This window comes from Nonomuraea sp. WAC 01424, from assembly GCF_003947315.1.
Classification (GTDB): Bacteria; Actinomycetota; Actinomycetes; order Streptosporangiales; family Streptosporangiaceae; genus Nonomuraea; species Nonomuraea spiralis.
Genome location: NZ_QHHZ01000014.1, coordinates 288976 through 303444 on the forward strand (window position 1 = coordinate 288976; position 14469 = coordinate 303444).

General features: G+C 65.6%; 12 protein-coding genes. 8 read left to right on the forward strand and 4 right to left on the reverse strand.

Features of this window, described 5'->3' with window-relative positions:
* Positions 1 to 252 precede the first annotated feature (252 nt).
* The 6 genes from DMB42_RS35305 (at position 253) to DMB42_RS35340 (ending at position 6622) form a co-directional block, all read left to right on the forward strand.
* Positions 253 to 561 (forward strand): pilin, encoded by a 309-nt coding sequence (locus DMB42_RS35305; RefSeq protein ID WP_260478138.1) that lies wholly within the window; start codon positions 253 to 255, stop codon positions 559 to 561.
* 1 nt (position 562) lies between these two features.
* On the forward strand, positions 563 to 2149 hold the full coding sequence (locus DMB42_RS53605; RefSeq protein ID WP_185845022.1) for a hypothetical protein: 1587 nt from the start codon (positions 563 to 565) through the stop codon (positions 2147 to 2149).
* The gene (locus tag DMB42_RS35325; RefSeq protein ID WP_125641887.1) at positions 2133 to 3110 is read left to right on the forward strand and encodes a PrgI family protein; all 978 of its coding nucleotides are present in this window, start codon (positions 2133 to 2135) and stop codon (positions 3108 to 3110) included. The genes DMB42_RS53605 and DMB42_RS35325 overlap by 17 nt, the downstream gene beginning before the upstream one ends.
* Complete coding sequence (locus DMB42_RS35330) at positions 3107 to 4828, forward strand: VirB4 family type IV secretion system protein (protein WP_125641889.1); 1722 nt, start codon at positions 3107 to 3109, stop codon at positions 4826 to 4828. The genes DMB42_RS35325 and DMB42_RS35330 overlap by 4 nt, the downstream gene beginning before the upstream one ends.
* A 505-nt stretch (positions 4829 to 5333) precedes the next feature.
* Complete coding sequence (locus DMB42_RS35335) at positions 5334 to 6089, forward strand: class I SAM-dependent methyltransferase (RefSeq protein ID WP_125641892.1); 756 nt, start codon at positions 5334 to 5336, stop codon at positions 6087 to 6089.
* Positions 6086 to 6622 carry an NUDIX domain-containing protein gene (locus DMB42_RS35340; protein WP_125641895.1) on the forward strand — a complete coding sequence of 179 codons (537 nt, stop codon included), beginning with the start codon at positions 6086 to 6088 and terminating at the stop codon, positions 6620 to 6622. The genes DMB42_RS35335 and DMB42_RS35340 overlap by 4 nt, the downstream gene beginning before the upstream one ends.
* A gap of 28 nt (positions 6623 to 6650) precedes the next feature.
* Here DMB42_RS35340 and DMB42_RS35345 read toward each other — a convergent pair whose 3' ends face one another.
* Entirely contained in the window at positions 6651 to 7181 is a 531-nt protein-coding gene (locus DMB42_RS35345) for an NUDIX domain-containing protein (protein ID WP_312024781.1), read from the reverse strand.
* Positions 7182 to 7237: 56 nt separating this feature from the next.
* Here DMB42_RS35345 and DMB42_RS35350 point away from each other — a divergent pair, with 56 nt between their 5' ends.
* Positions 7238 to 8446 (forward strand): hypothetical protein, encoded by a 1209-nt coding sequence (locus DMB42_RS35350; protein WP_125641898.1) that lies wholly within the window; start codon positions 7238 to 7240, stop codon positions 8444 to 8446.
* Positions 8447 to 8846: 400 nt separating this feature from the next.
* On the opposite strand, the gene DMB42_RS56110 is transcribed toward DMB42_RS35350, so the two are convergent.
* From DMB42_RS56110 to DMB42_RS35370, 3 genes are all read right to left on the reverse strand, one after another.
* The gene (locus tag DMB42_RS56110) at positions 8847 to 9668 is read right to left on the reverse strand and encodes a very short patch repair endonuclease (protein ID WP_125641901.1); all 822 of its coding nucleotides are present in this window, start codon (positions 9666 to 9668) and stop codon (positions 8847 to 8849) included.
* On the reverse strand, positions 9665 to 10972 hold the full coding sequence (locus DMB42_RS35365) for a DNA cytosine methyltransferase (RefSeq protein WP_125641904.1): 1308 nt from the start codon (positions 10970 to 10972) through the stop codon (positions 9665 to 9667). The genes DMB42_RS56110 and DMB42_RS35365 overlap by 4 nt, the downstream gene beginning before the upstream one ends.
* 89 nt (positions 10973 to 11061) lie before the next feature.
* On the reverse strand, positions 11062 to 11955 hold the full coding sequence (locus DMB42_RS35370) for an Eco29kI family restriction endonuclease (protein WP_125641907.1): 894 nt from the start codon (positions 11953 to 11955) through the stop codon (positions 11062 to 11064).
* A gap of 176 nt (positions 11956 to 12131) precedes the next feature.
* Here DMB42_RS35370 and DMB42_RS35375 point away from each other — a divergent pair, with 176 nt between their 5' ends.
* The gene (locus DMB42_RS35375; protein WP_125641910.1) at positions 12132 to 14468 is read left to right on the forward strand and encodes an ATP-binding protein; all 2337 of its coding nucleotides are present in this window, start codon (positions 12132 to 12134) and stop codon (positions 14466 to 14468) included.
* The last annotated feature ends 1 nt before the right edge of the window (position 14469 follow it).

Below are 14469 nucleotides of genomic sequence, written 5' to 3' on the forward strand. Positions count from 1 at the left end.
TCAATGTCAGCCGTGATCACGGCTCAGGGCGGAGATCGGGGGGCGGTTGCCCGTTCCCATCGAGTTCATCGTCCCTCGTCCTTTGAAGGAGGACACCCATCCCGGCCCGCTCCGGGCTTGTGATCACGGCTGACTATCCGTTCACGACCTCTCGTCTCGGGGAGCCACGTCATGAAGTCATCTCGGCCATGTCCGTTGTTCGTTATCCGGGTTCCAGCAGGTACGAGCTGGATCCGGCGAGGTGCCGCGTCGTTGGTCTGGACAGCCGGTTGCCTGGGCGCCGCGCTGACCGTGCCGGGAGTCGCCGAGGCGATGACCAAGCTGGCCTCCGCCTCGCTCGATCAGGTCATCACCAACCTGCGCAACGTGGTGATCGGGCTACTCGTCGGCCTGGCCACGCTGTTCTTCACCATCGGCGGAGTTCGCTACATCCTGGCTGGCGGAGACCCCGCAGAGGTCGAGGCGGCCAAGAAGACGCTGCGCTACGGGGCGCTCGGGTTCGGGGTGGCGATGCTCGCCCCGGTCCTGGTGGAAATCCTTCAGCGGATTGTGAGCTCCTGACGTGGCGACTCTCACCCGCCTCAGAGCGTTCGGGCTGATCGCCCTGCTGGCGGTCGGCGCGGCACTCAGCTCGGCGCTGCTCAGCGGGCCCGCGGTCGCCGCGCTTCCCACACCCGCGCCGGCTCCCACTCCTTCTGCCACGCCCAGCCCGGCGCCTTCTGCGGTCAGCCCACCGGAGTCGGACTGCGGCTTCATCGATGTGGCGTGCAAGACGCGTCAGGCGGTGGACGAGTGGTTCACCCATCTCGTGGAGTCGGCGACCAAGCCGGTGTTCGAGATGCTCGGATCGACCGTGCTGGCGACGCCGGAGCTGGACTCCCCGCAGATGGCGCGAGCCAAGCAGCTCTGGGAGCTGTCGCGGACGATCGCGAACACGTGCTTCGTACTGCTCGTGACGATCGCGGGCGTGATGCTCATGGTCGGGCAGGCACTGCCTGGTGGGATCTCGGCGCGGGAACTACTGCCGCGGCTCGTGTGGGCGTTCCTGGCCGCGAACCTGAGCCTGATCGCGATCAAGTACGGGATCACTCTGGCGAACGGGCTGAGTCAGGCGTTCCTGGCCGACGGGGCCGACCGAATCGATCCGGAGCTCGTGTTCGATGCGATCAAGAAGGCGGTTCTCACGGGGATCATCGTCAAAGGCGTCTTCTTCGCGATCGTCGCGCTCGTGGTGGTCGTCCTGGCGGTAGGTGTGCTGTTCACCTACATCGTCCGGCTCGCGCTCACGATGGTCGTGATCGTGGCCGCGCCTCTTGCGTTGATCTTGCACGCACTGCCGATGACGGAGGGGCTCGCCCGGCTGTGGTGGCGGGCGTTCACGGGGCTGCTGGCGATTCAGATGTGCCAGTCGCTCGTGCTGGTCACCGCGCTGCAACTGATGTTCTCCGCCAACCCGGCTGACGACGACTCGTTCTGGATCCCGAGCACGGCGGACATGACCGATCTGCTCATGGCCATATGCCTGCTGTTCGTCCTGCTCAAGATTCCCGGATGGGTGGCGCGGACCATCTGGCAGGCGAGCAAGCCCCGGACGCTCTCGCGTCTGGTCAAGTCCCTGATCATCTATCGCGGGCTGGGCATGCTGCTCGGCAAGGGGTTCAGCGCCGCCCGTGCGGCGCGTCGTCCCAAGCCGCCGAAGCCCCCTTCTCCTCCCAACGGCGGCGGAGGTGGGCCCAGCGGTCCTCCTGGTGGGGGTCCGGGTGGTGGTCCCGGTAGGCGGGGGCCGAACCCGGGTGGGCCCCGTGCGGGGACGCCGCGCGCCCCGCGTCGGCCGCCGGGGATGGCCGCCAGCGGCCGCCCTGGCGCCCGTAGCACGGGGATTCATCGTTCGTTCCCGGGTGGACGCCCAGCGCGTCCCCACGGGCCAGGAAACGGCGCGGGAAACCCCCTGGCCCCCGTCGATCCCCCACAGCCGCAGCCGGTACGGCTTCACCGGCCTGTCGTCCGTCGCGATCGGCCGCCGAACGGTGCCGTCCCGTTCGAGTCGCCCACGGCTCGTCGTTCATCACGCCGCCCTGCACAAGTCGCGCTGCGGCTCCTAACGCCTCGTTCACAGGGAAAGGCAGCACGTCGTGCGCCACGCAAGTAGAGAACAGCTGGTAGCCAAGATTCCGGCCGATGTGGAGATGCCGGACAAGCTCTTCGCGAATCTGACAGTTCGGCAAGTCGGGATCCTGGTCGGTACCGGGGTGCTGGCTGCCTGGGTGTACCTCATGGCCGGTGACCGATTGCCCGTCCCGGTGCTCGTCGCGATCGTCCTGCCGATGATCGCCTGCGGATGCGCATTGGCGCTCGGCAGGCGAGACGGGCTCAGTCTCGATCGGCTCGTCTTCCATGCCTTCACCCACCTGCGGCGGGATCGCAAGCTCGTCTCAGCAGAGGAAGGGGTTCTCCCGCCTCCGGCCTGGTGCCGAGTTCGAGGTCGGCTGCCGGGTGCGCTGCGGCTCCCTGTCCGGGCGATTCGTGAGGACGGAGTCCTGGAGCTGGCCGAAGGCGGAACCGCGGCGGTCGTCCGTGCCGGGACCGTGGCGTTCGGGCTGCGGACCAGCGAGGAGCAGGCGGCGTTGGTCGGGGTGTTCGCCGGATGGCTGAACTCGCTGGACTCGCCCGTGCAGATCCTTCTGCAGGCCCGCCCGGTCGACCTGTCCGCCCTCGCCGGAGTGATCGACGACGAGGCCGGGAATCTGGCCGATCCAGCGCTGGAGCAGGCGGCACGCCGGCACGCCGATTTCCTCACCGATTTGAGCGCCACCCGAGATCTGCTGACCCGCGATGTCCTGATCGTCGTTCGCCACCAAGACGCCGAGCAACCACCCGGGTGGGCGCGAAGGGCCCGGCGTACGGCTCGTCGGGACAGTTCGGCGGCCATCGTGACTCGCCGCGCGGAGGAGACCGTGCGTTTCCTGCTCAATCTCGGTGTTCACGCCTCGATCGTGGACGCCGATCAGGCTCGCGACTTGCTCGTGCGGTCGCTGTCGCCTCGTCATCCGGAACCGGTCGGAGTTGCCCGCCCCGAGGAGCCGATCAAGCTTGGAGAAGAGACTCGATGAGATTCGCCCGACTCGCCAAGGCCACTGCGGACCTGGCCAAAGCCACCGCCGCTCTGCCCGGCCCATCATCGTTGAAGATCAATGCCCGCTCGGTCGAGATTCCCGACGGAGTCTGCGCGTCGTTCGCGATCGCCGGGTACCCCCGCGAGGTCGGCGCGGGCTGGCTCGAACCGCTGATCGGCTATCCAGGTCACCTCGACGTGTCTCTGCACATCGAGCCCGTACCTCCGCTGATCGCGGCTCAGCGTCTGCGCCGCCAGCTCGCACGTCTGGAGTCCGCCTCCGCGGGTGCCCGGACACCGGACTTCGCGGCCGAGGCGGCGGCCGACGACGCCGCAGAGCTGGCCGCATCCCTCGCCCGGGGACACGGGCGTCTGTTCCGGGTCGGCCTCTATCTCACTGTCCACGCCGCAGACTCCGAAGAGCTGGACGCGGAAGTCCAGCACGTCAAGGCGCTGGCGGCCTCGCTGCTGCTCGACGCGCACCCGACGACGTTCCGGGCGATGCAGGGCTGGACGGCAACGCTTCCGCTCGGAACCGACACGCTGAAGACGCGCCGGACCTTCGATACATGGGCGCTCGCTGCGGCCTTCCCGTTCGCCTCACCGGATCTGCGACCCCGGCTCGGCGATGCGCCGGTGCTGTTCGGGCTGAACGCCTACTCCTCCGGTGTCGTGCTATGGGACCGGTTCGCCCACGACAACTACAACTCCGTGACGATCGCCCGGTCGGGGGCGGGCAAGTCGTACTTCACCAAGTTGGAGGTACTGCGGCTGCTGTTTCACCAGGTCGAGGTATGCGTCGTCGACCCCGAAGACGAATACCGCCGCCTCTCGGAGGCCGTCGGAGGAACCGTCCTCGGTCTCGGTACGCCGGGTGTCTGCTTCAACCCCTTCGATCTGCCCGCCTCCGCCGAGGACGACGCGCTCGACCGGCGCGCGATGTTTCTCCAGACCCTTGTCGGAACCATGCTGGGCGAACCACTCACCGCCGCGACGAAGGCCATCCTGGACAAGGCGGTGATCGCCACTTACGCCGCCAACGGCATCACCTCCGACCAGCGCACGTGGAAGCGTCCTGCGCCACTGCTCGCCGATCTGGCCACGATGCTGGACGCCACCGACGCGCCGGAGGCGTCCGAACTGGCCGCACGACTCGCCCCGTACGTGTCCGGTTCCTACCGGAGCTTGTTCGCCGGTCCGACAACCACCCGCCCGGACGGCCACCTGATCGTGTTCTCCCTGCGGGACCTGCCTGAGGAGACCCGACCGGTCGGGATGCTCCTGGCACTGGACGCGATCTGGCGGCGTGTCTCCAATCCCGCTGACCGGCGACGCCGTCTGGTCGTGGTCGACGAGGCATGGACGCTCATGCGCGAGAACGAGGGCGCGAGGTTCCTCTACCGGCTCGCCAAGTCCGCCCGCAAGCACTGGACCGGCCTCGCCGTCGTCACCCAGGACGCTGCTGACCTGCTCGGCTCCGACCTCGGCAAGGCCGTCGTCTCCAATGCCAGTACGCAGGTCCTGCTGCGGCAGGCTCCGCAGGCCATCGAGGAGATCGCCGAGGCTTTCGACCTCACCGAAGGAGAACGGCGCTTCCTGCTGTCGGCCGGCCAGGGAGAGGGCCTGGTCTGCGGGGGCGTTGGAGATCGTGCCGCCTTCCTCGCTGTCGCCAGTGCGTCTGAGCACGCGCTCGCCACCACGGACCCGGCCGAGTGATTCCCTACTTTCCGGATCCGTCCCTCTGCGGAGCCGTGATCGGTGGTGTCATCGCTCTCGTCGTGGCCGAAGCCATCGTCTGGCGGTGGCGCAACGCGCGCTTCGCCCGTAACTCTCGACTGGTCGAGATCGCAGTGCCGCCGCATGTCGAGCCCGGCAGTGCCGCTGCCTGGTGGTCGCAGGTGATGGGGCTGACCGCGCCACGTTGGAAGCGCGTCCTGTTCGGCCAGCCCTACCTCGCATGGGAGTACGTGGCCGATGCTGCTGGCGTTCGGGTGCAGTTGTGGGTGCCTGGTCTCGTTCCACCCGGGCTTGTGGAGAAGGCGATCCGGTCGGCCAGGCCCTGGGCGGCGGTGACCACCAGCCCCGCCGGACCTCCTGCACCGCGAGGTGTCACGACTTCCCGTGGTCGGATGATCCTGGCTCGGCCGGATCACTACCCGCTCACGGCGACGCATGGTAACGACCCGTTGCGTGCGCTGCCGCCTTCACCCGCGACTTCCCCATGTACGGCACCACCAGACGAGATCTCGCCCGTCGCGCCAATCTCACCGCCAGCCGCCTGGTGGTCGATCTCTGTGGCGGAGCGGGCGCAACCGCCGAGGCCATTCTCGCCCTGGCCCCGTCCCAGGCCCAAGTCATCTCCTTGGACACCGCCGCAGCCATGCAACGCGTCGGCCGCCGTACGCTGACCGACCCGCGCCTGTCCTGGGTCAACGCCCCAGCCGAGAATCTGGCTGACCACGTCTCAGGTCCGGCCGACGCCGTGGTGTGCAACTCCGCGATCTGGAAGACCGACGTCCCTGCCGTGTTCGCAGCAGTCCACCGTGTCTTGCGGCCCAGTGGTCGCTTCGTGTTCAACATCGGCGGAGGCTTCGCCGGGGTCGCTCACCCCGACAAGAAGGCCGTACGCGCCCGTCCCTCGCTCAACAGGCTGATCCGGCAGATCGCCGCCCGCGACTACGGCTACTCCCCGCCTCCTGTCACCGACACCGCCACGTTGCCACTGGATACCGTCCTTAAGTACCTGGCCGCAGCCGGGCTGACCGTGGTGGATACCGAAGTCACCGCCCAGCACAGCACCATGGAGGAGCAGAAGGCGTGGTTGTCCATCCCGGTGTTCGCGCGGCCCGACGGTGACTTCACCTATGAGCAGCGTATGGAGATCCTGGATAAGGCATACGCCCTGACCACGCCCGGCACTCCGACCGTGACGAGCTGGCTCGTCGTGGTAGCCCAACGGCCCGGGGAGACGCCGTGACCACCCCGCCCCACACCACGCCTGGTAAGAAGCGATGCGACCACACCAGCGTTGGGGTGCTCATCTCCTCGCCGACCGGCATCCTGGTGTTCGAGCGGGCGACAGCCCCAGTAGGGATCGCGCCGATCGCCGGCCATGTCGACCAGCACGGCCGCCCCGAACAAGCCGCCCGTGCCGAAGTCACCGAGGAAGTCGGCCTGGCCATCACCGACCTCCGTCTAAAGCTGGCCAGGTGGCGGCCCAACCGGTGCCGCCGTCCGGCCATTGGCGAGGTCGGACACTACTGGTGGGTCTTCCAGGCCAGGGCAACGGGCCGACTCAACTCGTCTGTCAGGGAGGTGCGCGCTCCGCGGTGGGCGCATCTCAGCCAGCTTCAGCAGTACGCCCAACGCACCGCCGCGTATGCCTCCGGTCGGATCAGCGAGGCCGAGTTCACGGTGCGGCCCGGGCTGGAACCGGTCTGGGCGCGCTTCCTACACGACCTGCGCCTCGTACTCCTGACCGTGACGCCCTCGCCCAGATCGACCGAGTGATCTGACCGTGCAACAGTGTCGCAGGAACTCAGCGCGCCCTGATCGGATCCTCGGCCGCCAGCCAGCGCACGTACGCCTGGATACGGTGGCGGTCCTCAGGGAAGACAGACTCCCACGCTTCATCGAGACCGAACCACCGCACTGGCTGCCCGTGCTCCCCACCCAGCGGCACGTCGCGGTCGACGATCGCGGCGTACGACAGGCCCAACGTCGGCGACCAATCGGCACGATAGGACCTGACGCAGGCGGCCGCAGGCACTGGCAGCAGCTCAGCTCGCAATCCGGTCTCCTCGGCGAGCTCACGTGCCGCAGCGGCGCGCGGCGTCTCTCCCGGCTCCACCTTGCCGCCTGGCGGCACCCATCCACGCCAGCGGTGCTTGACCAGCAGGACATGCCGGAAGGCCGGATCGGTCACCCAGACCTCGGCAGCCAACGGCTCCATCGGCTGCCAGCGTGCTCGCTCCAGCCAGGCTCGCGCGCCATCGAATTCGAGAACCGCCAGCCCGACGTCGGCGACCACCGCCTCCAAGATCGCCTTGCCAGGCTCACCGTGGATCACCCGCACACCCTATGCCGACCTACATATCGATCGTCGCGATCGAAAGAGGGCCAGTCATGAACACTGAAGGCGCCACACGCAGAGCCTGGATCGTCCTGGGAGGAATTCACCTGCTCAACCAGACCGTGTCCCGGCGTCCGCACGACCCCATCGTCCTGGTTCGGGTCGCCCCACAGGAGGTCAGCGTCCCGAGCACCACTGTGGTGGTGCAGTGGGCCGCGCTCGGGGATTGCCCGGCCAGCGCCCTGACGGCTGCCGGGGCGACGCTCGCGAACCGCTACGTTGTTCCTGGCAGCGCCCTGTTCCCCGACTCCATCGCTGGCCCCGCCCTGCGCGCGATGGTTGGCGAGGCGGCCGCACCCGGCCTCGTGCCGCTGTGCTACCTGGCCGAGCACCACGACGGCTACCACGTGTACGCGCAGATTGGGTTCTACGCTGAAGACGCCTGCTTCCTCCGGATCACCAACGAACCGATCGGTGCGGGGCCGGTGGAGGCGCTGCACTGGCTGGAGCCCGCGCTCGCTGAGCACGCCGCTTCAGCGCTTCGCCTCAACAACCATAAGAGGTACTTCCACACCCACTTCGCCGGCACCGAGCTGGAGTTCAAGTACAACCTGACACCGGGAACGGACATTTGGGCGACCGCCATGGAGCTGCTGACGGCTCTGCGTCACGGGGCTCTGGACGGCTGCCGGCCGGAATATCGGGATGAACTCCAGACCTACTTCACCGAGAACCACCTCTTCGATGTCGTTGGGCCCGAGGAAGAACTCGGCTACGCCTCCTTCGTCCGTGCAGCGGACGGCGGTCATGTGCTGAAGCGAAAGTGGTACGCGGAGGACACCTTTGCGCGCCGCGAGCAGCTCTCCCCCAATGTGCAGGTCCCCCCGGGTGGCTTCGAGGAGCATCTGCGTGAGGAGATGGGCCTTCAGGTGCAGGCCATGCCGCCCTTCCGCCGCGTCCGCTACGACGTCCAGTGCGAGTCCATGGCCACGGGCCACATTTACGGCATCTTCCTCGACCACTGCTCGATCCTCGCCGCACCGGACGTGGTGCTCTCGCAATGCGAGGTAGAATACCGGCGCTCGCGGAGTTTGCTGGACCGCGACCAGGACACGGTGCTGGCGGAGATGGACCGCATCGGAGGCTGGCTCCAGGACTATCTGGCCGCTCGTGGTCTGGCGCAGGTACGTACCTACTATTCCAAGCGCACCTTCCTGCGCGACGCAGTCGCCGCTCGACCTGACCTTGGCGCGTCCCGCTGAGGTGAGGCTGTGTAGTGGGCACGCTCCATGCCTCAACTAGGTCGCGGCACACCACCGCTTCGCACAAGTCTCTGGACGAGTTGCGCAGACCTTAGGGTGGGGGCAAGCACACCTTGGTCGCGTGCGATCGCATACCTTCTTGGCCGCGTCCCGGCCAGTCGTGGCGGCGAGGAGCGCAGCACGCATGCTTGAGGTGTCGAACACGACCAGGGTCGAGTCGGCTAATCATGAACAGCTGGCTCCACTTGCAGCAGCCAAGGAGAACGGCAAACTCTGGCGGCGTACCGGCAGGTGAACAAGTGTCGGCCCCCGCATACCCGGGGAGGGTCCTCCTCCAGATGGTCGCGCCCCTGGTGCGGACGGCGCGTCCGTGAGCGCGCCAGAAGTCGAGTCAAGGCTGCTACTCAGGGCCGGAGTCGATATTCCTCGGCCGGCGATGAGCGACACCGTTTGGCGAGTAGCCTCGTACAAGCTCGCCGATTCGGGCGGCAGCCTCCAGCATGTTCTCGTGCTCCCACACCCGGATGATCGTCCAGCCCGCCTCACGCAGAAGTCGGTTGGTCTCTCGGTCGCGCTCCTGATTCGCGGCAATCTTCTCTTGCCAGAAGTCGGAGTTCCTTCGCGATGGCCGGTAATGCGCCGGTTCTGGACAGCCGTGCCAGTAGCATCCGTCCACAAAGACCGCGATTTTGGCCTTGGTGAACACCAGGTCAGCTGTGCGGCGCACATCAGCGAGTGGTCGTCGGGCGACACGATATCGAAGCCCAAGTGCATGCACTGCAGAGCGGAGACGACGCTCTGGCCCCGTATCTCGACTCCGGTTGGCCCGCATCACTTCCCTCACGGCTGGCGAGGACGCCCACGACTTCTCAGCAGCCGAAACAGGCGGCGCCATCAGCAAGCCCTTGGCTTTCGCGGCTCGCCATGCCACGGCGAGGTTCTCAGCGCGAGTGTCGTGGTCGACCTCTCCTACATAAACGGCAGGTGACTTGCCCTTATCAGACCACCGCAGATAGGCGCGAATACGTCGAGTCTTTGCGTACACCTTGAGTTCTATGGACGCACAGGCGCGACGGCCTTCCCCGAGATCAACGTACCGAACGCCGTGTCCTCCGGCTGCGCGGTCCTGCTCGGCAGAGCGTCCTTGCCGGGTGCGAGCGCGCCCCTTCCACGCCCGCTGAGGCGGCGGCTTATCCTTCCAGCGCCCCTCGTCAAACCTCATCCGCGTTCCTCGGCCTCACGCAACGTTTCGCCTACGGCTCTGGCGAAGACCTCTCCAAGGCGGACTGGTACGGCGTTGCCTAGTTGCCGCATCTGCTCACCTCGAGGCCCTTCCAATTTCCAATTGTCGGGGAAGGTCATGACTCGTGCGGTCTCCCGTACCGTCATGTAGCGGTGACTTCCATCATCAAGAAGTATCACCGACTCGCCACCAGGAACCCCGTGTACGCCAGCCTTCACCGTCTTCGCTGGGCGGTCCAGTTCGTTGGGAGTGTGGCCCGGATAGATCCGGGCGCCGGGCCAGCCGATGTGATCGGTGAATTTGCCGAGGCGACGGTCCACGCGATCGAGGTACCCGACCGGTATGGGAGGTAGCGGCTTCCCGTCGTTCTCGTCGATGCCCTGGATCGCATCCCGCAGGGTCCGCCATGGCTGCAGGTCATCCGCATCAACAAGGGTGTTGGGCACGCGGGCCATGACTCGCTCACGCACCTCATAAGGAACGTCATGCCTCTTCCAGTACGTTCCATCGCGCATGGACTGGTAGAGGGCAGCCTCTGAATGGGTGGGCCGTACCCGCCGCTGAAACGCTCGCAAATCGATGCTCAAGTCAGCGCGGAACGCAACGATGATGATCCGATGGCGGACTTGTGGCACACCATAGTCCGCCGCGTTGACCTGGGTCACCACCACTTGGTAGCGCTGAGTCGGATCAGCATTTCCCTCAGCGAGCTTGTGACGCAGGGCAGCGTCGTGTTCCTGCCACAGCACATCGGCCTTCCGCTCCTCGAACGGAAGTTCAAGCTCACGCAGGATGTAGTCGAAATACGGCTTGAACGAGGGACGCAGCAGGCCACGCACATTCTCGCAGATCACCGCTTTGGGCTTCATCTCTCGGATCGCCCGGAACATCTGGGGAAACATGTTCCGCTTGTCTTCGTCGCCTTTGGCCACACCACCGAGGCTGAACGGTTGGCACGGAGGTCCGCCGGCCAGGACGTCCACCATGCCTTCGAGGTAGGTGAAGTCGACCTTCTGGATGTCGCCCATCGCTAGTGGAGGTCGCTCACTCGGCCCAGGGACCCAGAGATAGTCGCTCTCCCCGTTGGCCTCTTTCTCGGCCACGTCTACGACGATCGGCTTGTCCCCATTTGAGGCGAGGGTCTCGCACGCCCGCGTGGCGAACTCGTTGAACAGCAGAGGTCGGAACCCAGCGCGACGCACGGCCATCGCCAAGCCGCCACCGCCCGCGAACAGTTCTACACCGGTACGGTCCGGGTCCGGCACTTGTGGCTGCTCAAGCATCTTCAAAGTGTACCGCGGAGTTAAGGATCTTCAAGCACTTTCGGACATTGATTCGAGATTTTAGAACGTCTACCCAGGACTGCCGGATGTCAAGCATCATCCCGTTCCGCAGCCAAGGTGTTACCCTCCGCTACCTCTTCGGGATCAGGTTGGGCCTCGGAAAGATCCGCCGCCGCGACCCAATCACCGTCATCGATGCGGCGTCCAAATGCCGCGTTCTCGGCGAGGAAGTCTTCAACCCGATAGACCCGAGAGCGGCGGTCCGCCGCGCCCTTCTTCGCGGGAGACCAAATCATGTTCGCCCTCAAGCCACGCAGCCGCCGAAGTTGGGACTCTCGTTCTGGGTCGTCCTCGTCCCGCAGCACGATGGAGATCCCTGCGAGGATCCGCTCCTCCATCTCAGCGCGAGTGAACCGCCTGTTACACCAAAGAGTGGCGGCGCGCGGACGACCCGGGTGGATCGAGTCCCAGATGGACCGAGCGTTGGTACGCGCACTGCCTGCTGGGTTCGCACCGAATCCTGGCATCAAGGTGTTCCACAACACCGGTGCGTAGGCTCTGAGCAGCGCCCGTTCGCCCAGGACGATCCACACGTCGTCGAGAGGAAGCACCCGGACGTCGAAGTCGGCGACGGAGAGGTTGCCATGAGGTTCGGACGCTTCCGAGATGCTCATCCGATGCTTGCCAGCGATGCGGTCAAAGAGGGCTGGCTTGGCCTCATCGGGCGGATCGCCATAGCTGCTGTTGCCCGCCTCTGCCTTGCCGACGTAGACAGGGACGTCCTTGTTCCTCAGCTCCGCGTAGATCGGGTGATCTCCGGTGTAGTACAGCGCGTAGAGCCCCGCACCAGGGAATTCAGCCAGGGACTCCAGGGGCACCCGAGAGCAATCGTCCACAGCCTCACGGAGGTTGCGGCTCAACTGATCAAGGCTCAGGGGGTCGAACTTACCGCGGACGACGTGAGCTAAGCGAGGAATGGACATATCGAGAGGCTACCGAGGATCTTGAGTAGCGGGCTCGGCGAAGAAGGATCTCAGGAATGCTCGGCAGGGCCGTTTCTGTCGCAGCCCGTAGCTACGCTGAGGACCCTGGCGCGGCCGCACTCAGTAGGCGCGTCTAACCGGACGTCGAAGCCAACCCACCCCAGAAGGAGACCGACGTGTCGCTCGAAGCCAATGTGCGGCCGCACGGAAGGATCTTGTCCGTCCTGGGTGACATCGAGTTCTCCCAGTGGCAGTGCCTGGCCGAGTTGATCGACAACTCCTTCGACGACTTCTTGGCCCAAGAACCGGGCTCACACGTCGGCGAGCGACCTACCGTCACCGTGTCTCTCCCCGGACGGACCAGTGACGTGCGTACCGCCGAAGTGTGGATTCGCGACAACGGCCGTGGCATGGATCTCGAAACGCTGACCAACGCAGTGCGCGCGGGATGGACGAGCAACAGCAGGTACGGCTCGCTCGGCCTGTACGGGATGGGCTTCAACATCGCCACAGCCCGCCTTGGCCGACTCACCACCATCAAGACCACCCGCGCGGGCGACCCATCGTGGACGGTCATCACCCTGGACCTAGAGCAGTTGGCTGGCGGCGATGACTATCTGGTGCCGGTCCGGCACGAGCCGAAGGACGATATCAACGAACACGGCACCCAGATCGTCATCAGTAAGCTGAAGTCGGATCAGTGGGAAGCGCTCTCCAGGCAGGAGAGCAAGATCCGTGAACAGCTCGGCGACGTCTATAGCTACTTGCTCCGCGAACACGGCTTCGTCATCACGGTGAACCGCAAGAGGGTCGCCCCGCGGGTGCCATGCGTATGGGATGAGTCCCGGACCGTCACGCGAAGCGGTGCTGACATCCCGGCGATAATCAAGATCGATCGCCAGCTCCCGCCCGCCAAAGCATGCAGGGACTGTGGGCGCTGGAACAAAGATTGGGTCGACGAGTGCGACGATTGCCAGAGCAGAAGGCTTGATCTGCGGGAACGCCGGATCTGGGGATGGATTGGCGTACAGCGCTACCTGCACAAGACCGACTACGGCATCGACTTCCTTCGAAACGGCCGCAAGATTCTCATTCGAAGCAAGCGTTTGTTCTACTGGGAGGATCCAGACACTCTCGAGGAGGATCTGGAGTATCCGATCGACTCCCAGCGCCATCGCGGTCGCTTCGTGGGCGAGATCCACTGTGATCATGTACAGGTCAACTACCAAAAGAACGCCTTCGAATATGACAGCCCCGAATGGCGCATGATCATCCGCTCGGTTCGCGGAGACAGCCCGCTCCGCGAAAAGATCGCCAAACGGCTGGGGCTCCCCCAGAACGAGAGCCCGCTTGCCAAGCTGTACACGGGATATCGCCGTGAGGACCCCGGACTGAACTATCTGGTCCCTGGCGACGGCCGACAGGCGCTGTTCGACAAAGCCGTCGAATGGGCGAGGAAATTCCGCGATGGGAACCCCGACTATCAGACGGACCAGATCTGGTACGACGCCGCCTACCAACACGATCACCCTGTTGTACCCGAGCCCGCTGGCGACCCCGAGGATCCCTTCGGCGAGATGGGGCTCGACGACCTAGTCACGGTTGATCCCGAAGACCAGAGTGGATCCGCCCCCAACGGATCCACCACACCTACGGCCGGCCCCACGCCGACCCCACCGGATCCCGTGGAGCCCCTCGATCAGCGACTGGCGCGATACCGGAACAACGCGGCTCAGATAGTCGACCTATCGGGTCGCTACGAGGCACCCGAGCTCGGATACGTCGAGCTGACCGCATGGGCTGTGCGCGAACGTGAACTCACCGACCCCGCCGGCAACGCGGTTCCATCCTTTCGACAGATGGCACGTGCCCCCAGACTGGAGATCTTCATCGCGGCCAACCACCCGTTGCTCACGGACTACGGCATCGAGATGCGAGATATCGCCATGATCGAGGTCGCGGAGTACATGCGGGTCCGAGGCGCACCCACTGGCCGGGATCCCAAACCACTCTCCGCCGCGCTCTTCGAGATCAAGAGTAGGGCGGTCGATCAGAAGGTCACCCCAGACATTCTCGCCAACCGGGCCAGCAGACTTCTCGACCGCTTGCGTGATGCAATGCAGCGGGAGATCAAGGGAGCCCCTTCGGCGTACTGGGACATGCTCCAGGAGTCGGAGCGGATGCTGACACAGCAGCGTTTCGCGATCGAGGCGGGCGATGCCGTGTGGGAAACGGTCGTCGAGTCCGGCGATTTCGTCCTCTACCTGCCCGCCAGCGGGCTGGTCCGTCTTCTAGAGAAGCGTCCCGAGGCGTTCCTGGACGGCAAAGTCTTCAAGCGCGCGTACCTCAATCTGACCGACGATACTTCGCGCTCACTCATCGTCTCGCGGTTGGTGGGCTACGTAAGCGACCTGGCACTCATGGAACGCCAGCCACGGCTCGGCACCATCGAACTCCAGCGCGTACGGCTGAGCTGTCTACTGGTCGAAGCTGATCTCGCCGACGCGGAGTGAG

Bases quoted from the DNA above. Each gene is read 5' to 3' on its own strand.
- DMB42_RS35335 (WP_125641892.1), top strand. From the start codon at position 5,334: ATGTACGGCACCACCAGACGAGATCTCGCCCGTCGCGCCAATCTCACC.
- DMB42_RS35330 (WP_125641889.1), top strand. From the start codon at position 3,107: ATGAGATTCGCCCGACTCGCCAAGGCCACTGCGGACCTGGCCAAAGCC.
- DMB42_RS56110 (WP_125641901.1), bottom strand. From the start codon at position 9,668: ATGAGGTTTGACGAGGGGCGCTGGAAGGATAAGCCGCCGCCTCAGCGG.
- DMB42_RS35365 (WP_125641904.1), bottom strand. From the start codon at position 10,972: ATGCTTGAGCAGCCACAAGTGCCGGACCCGGACCGTACCGGTGTAGAA.
- DMB42_RS35350 (WP_125641898.1), top strand. From the start codon at position 7,238: ATGAACACTGAAGGCGCCACACGCAGAGCCTGGATCGTCCTGGGAGGA.
- DMB42_RS35370 (WP_125641907.1), bottom strand. From the start codon at position 11,955: ATGTCCATTCCTCGCTTAGCTCACGTCGTCCGCGGTAAGTTCGACCCC.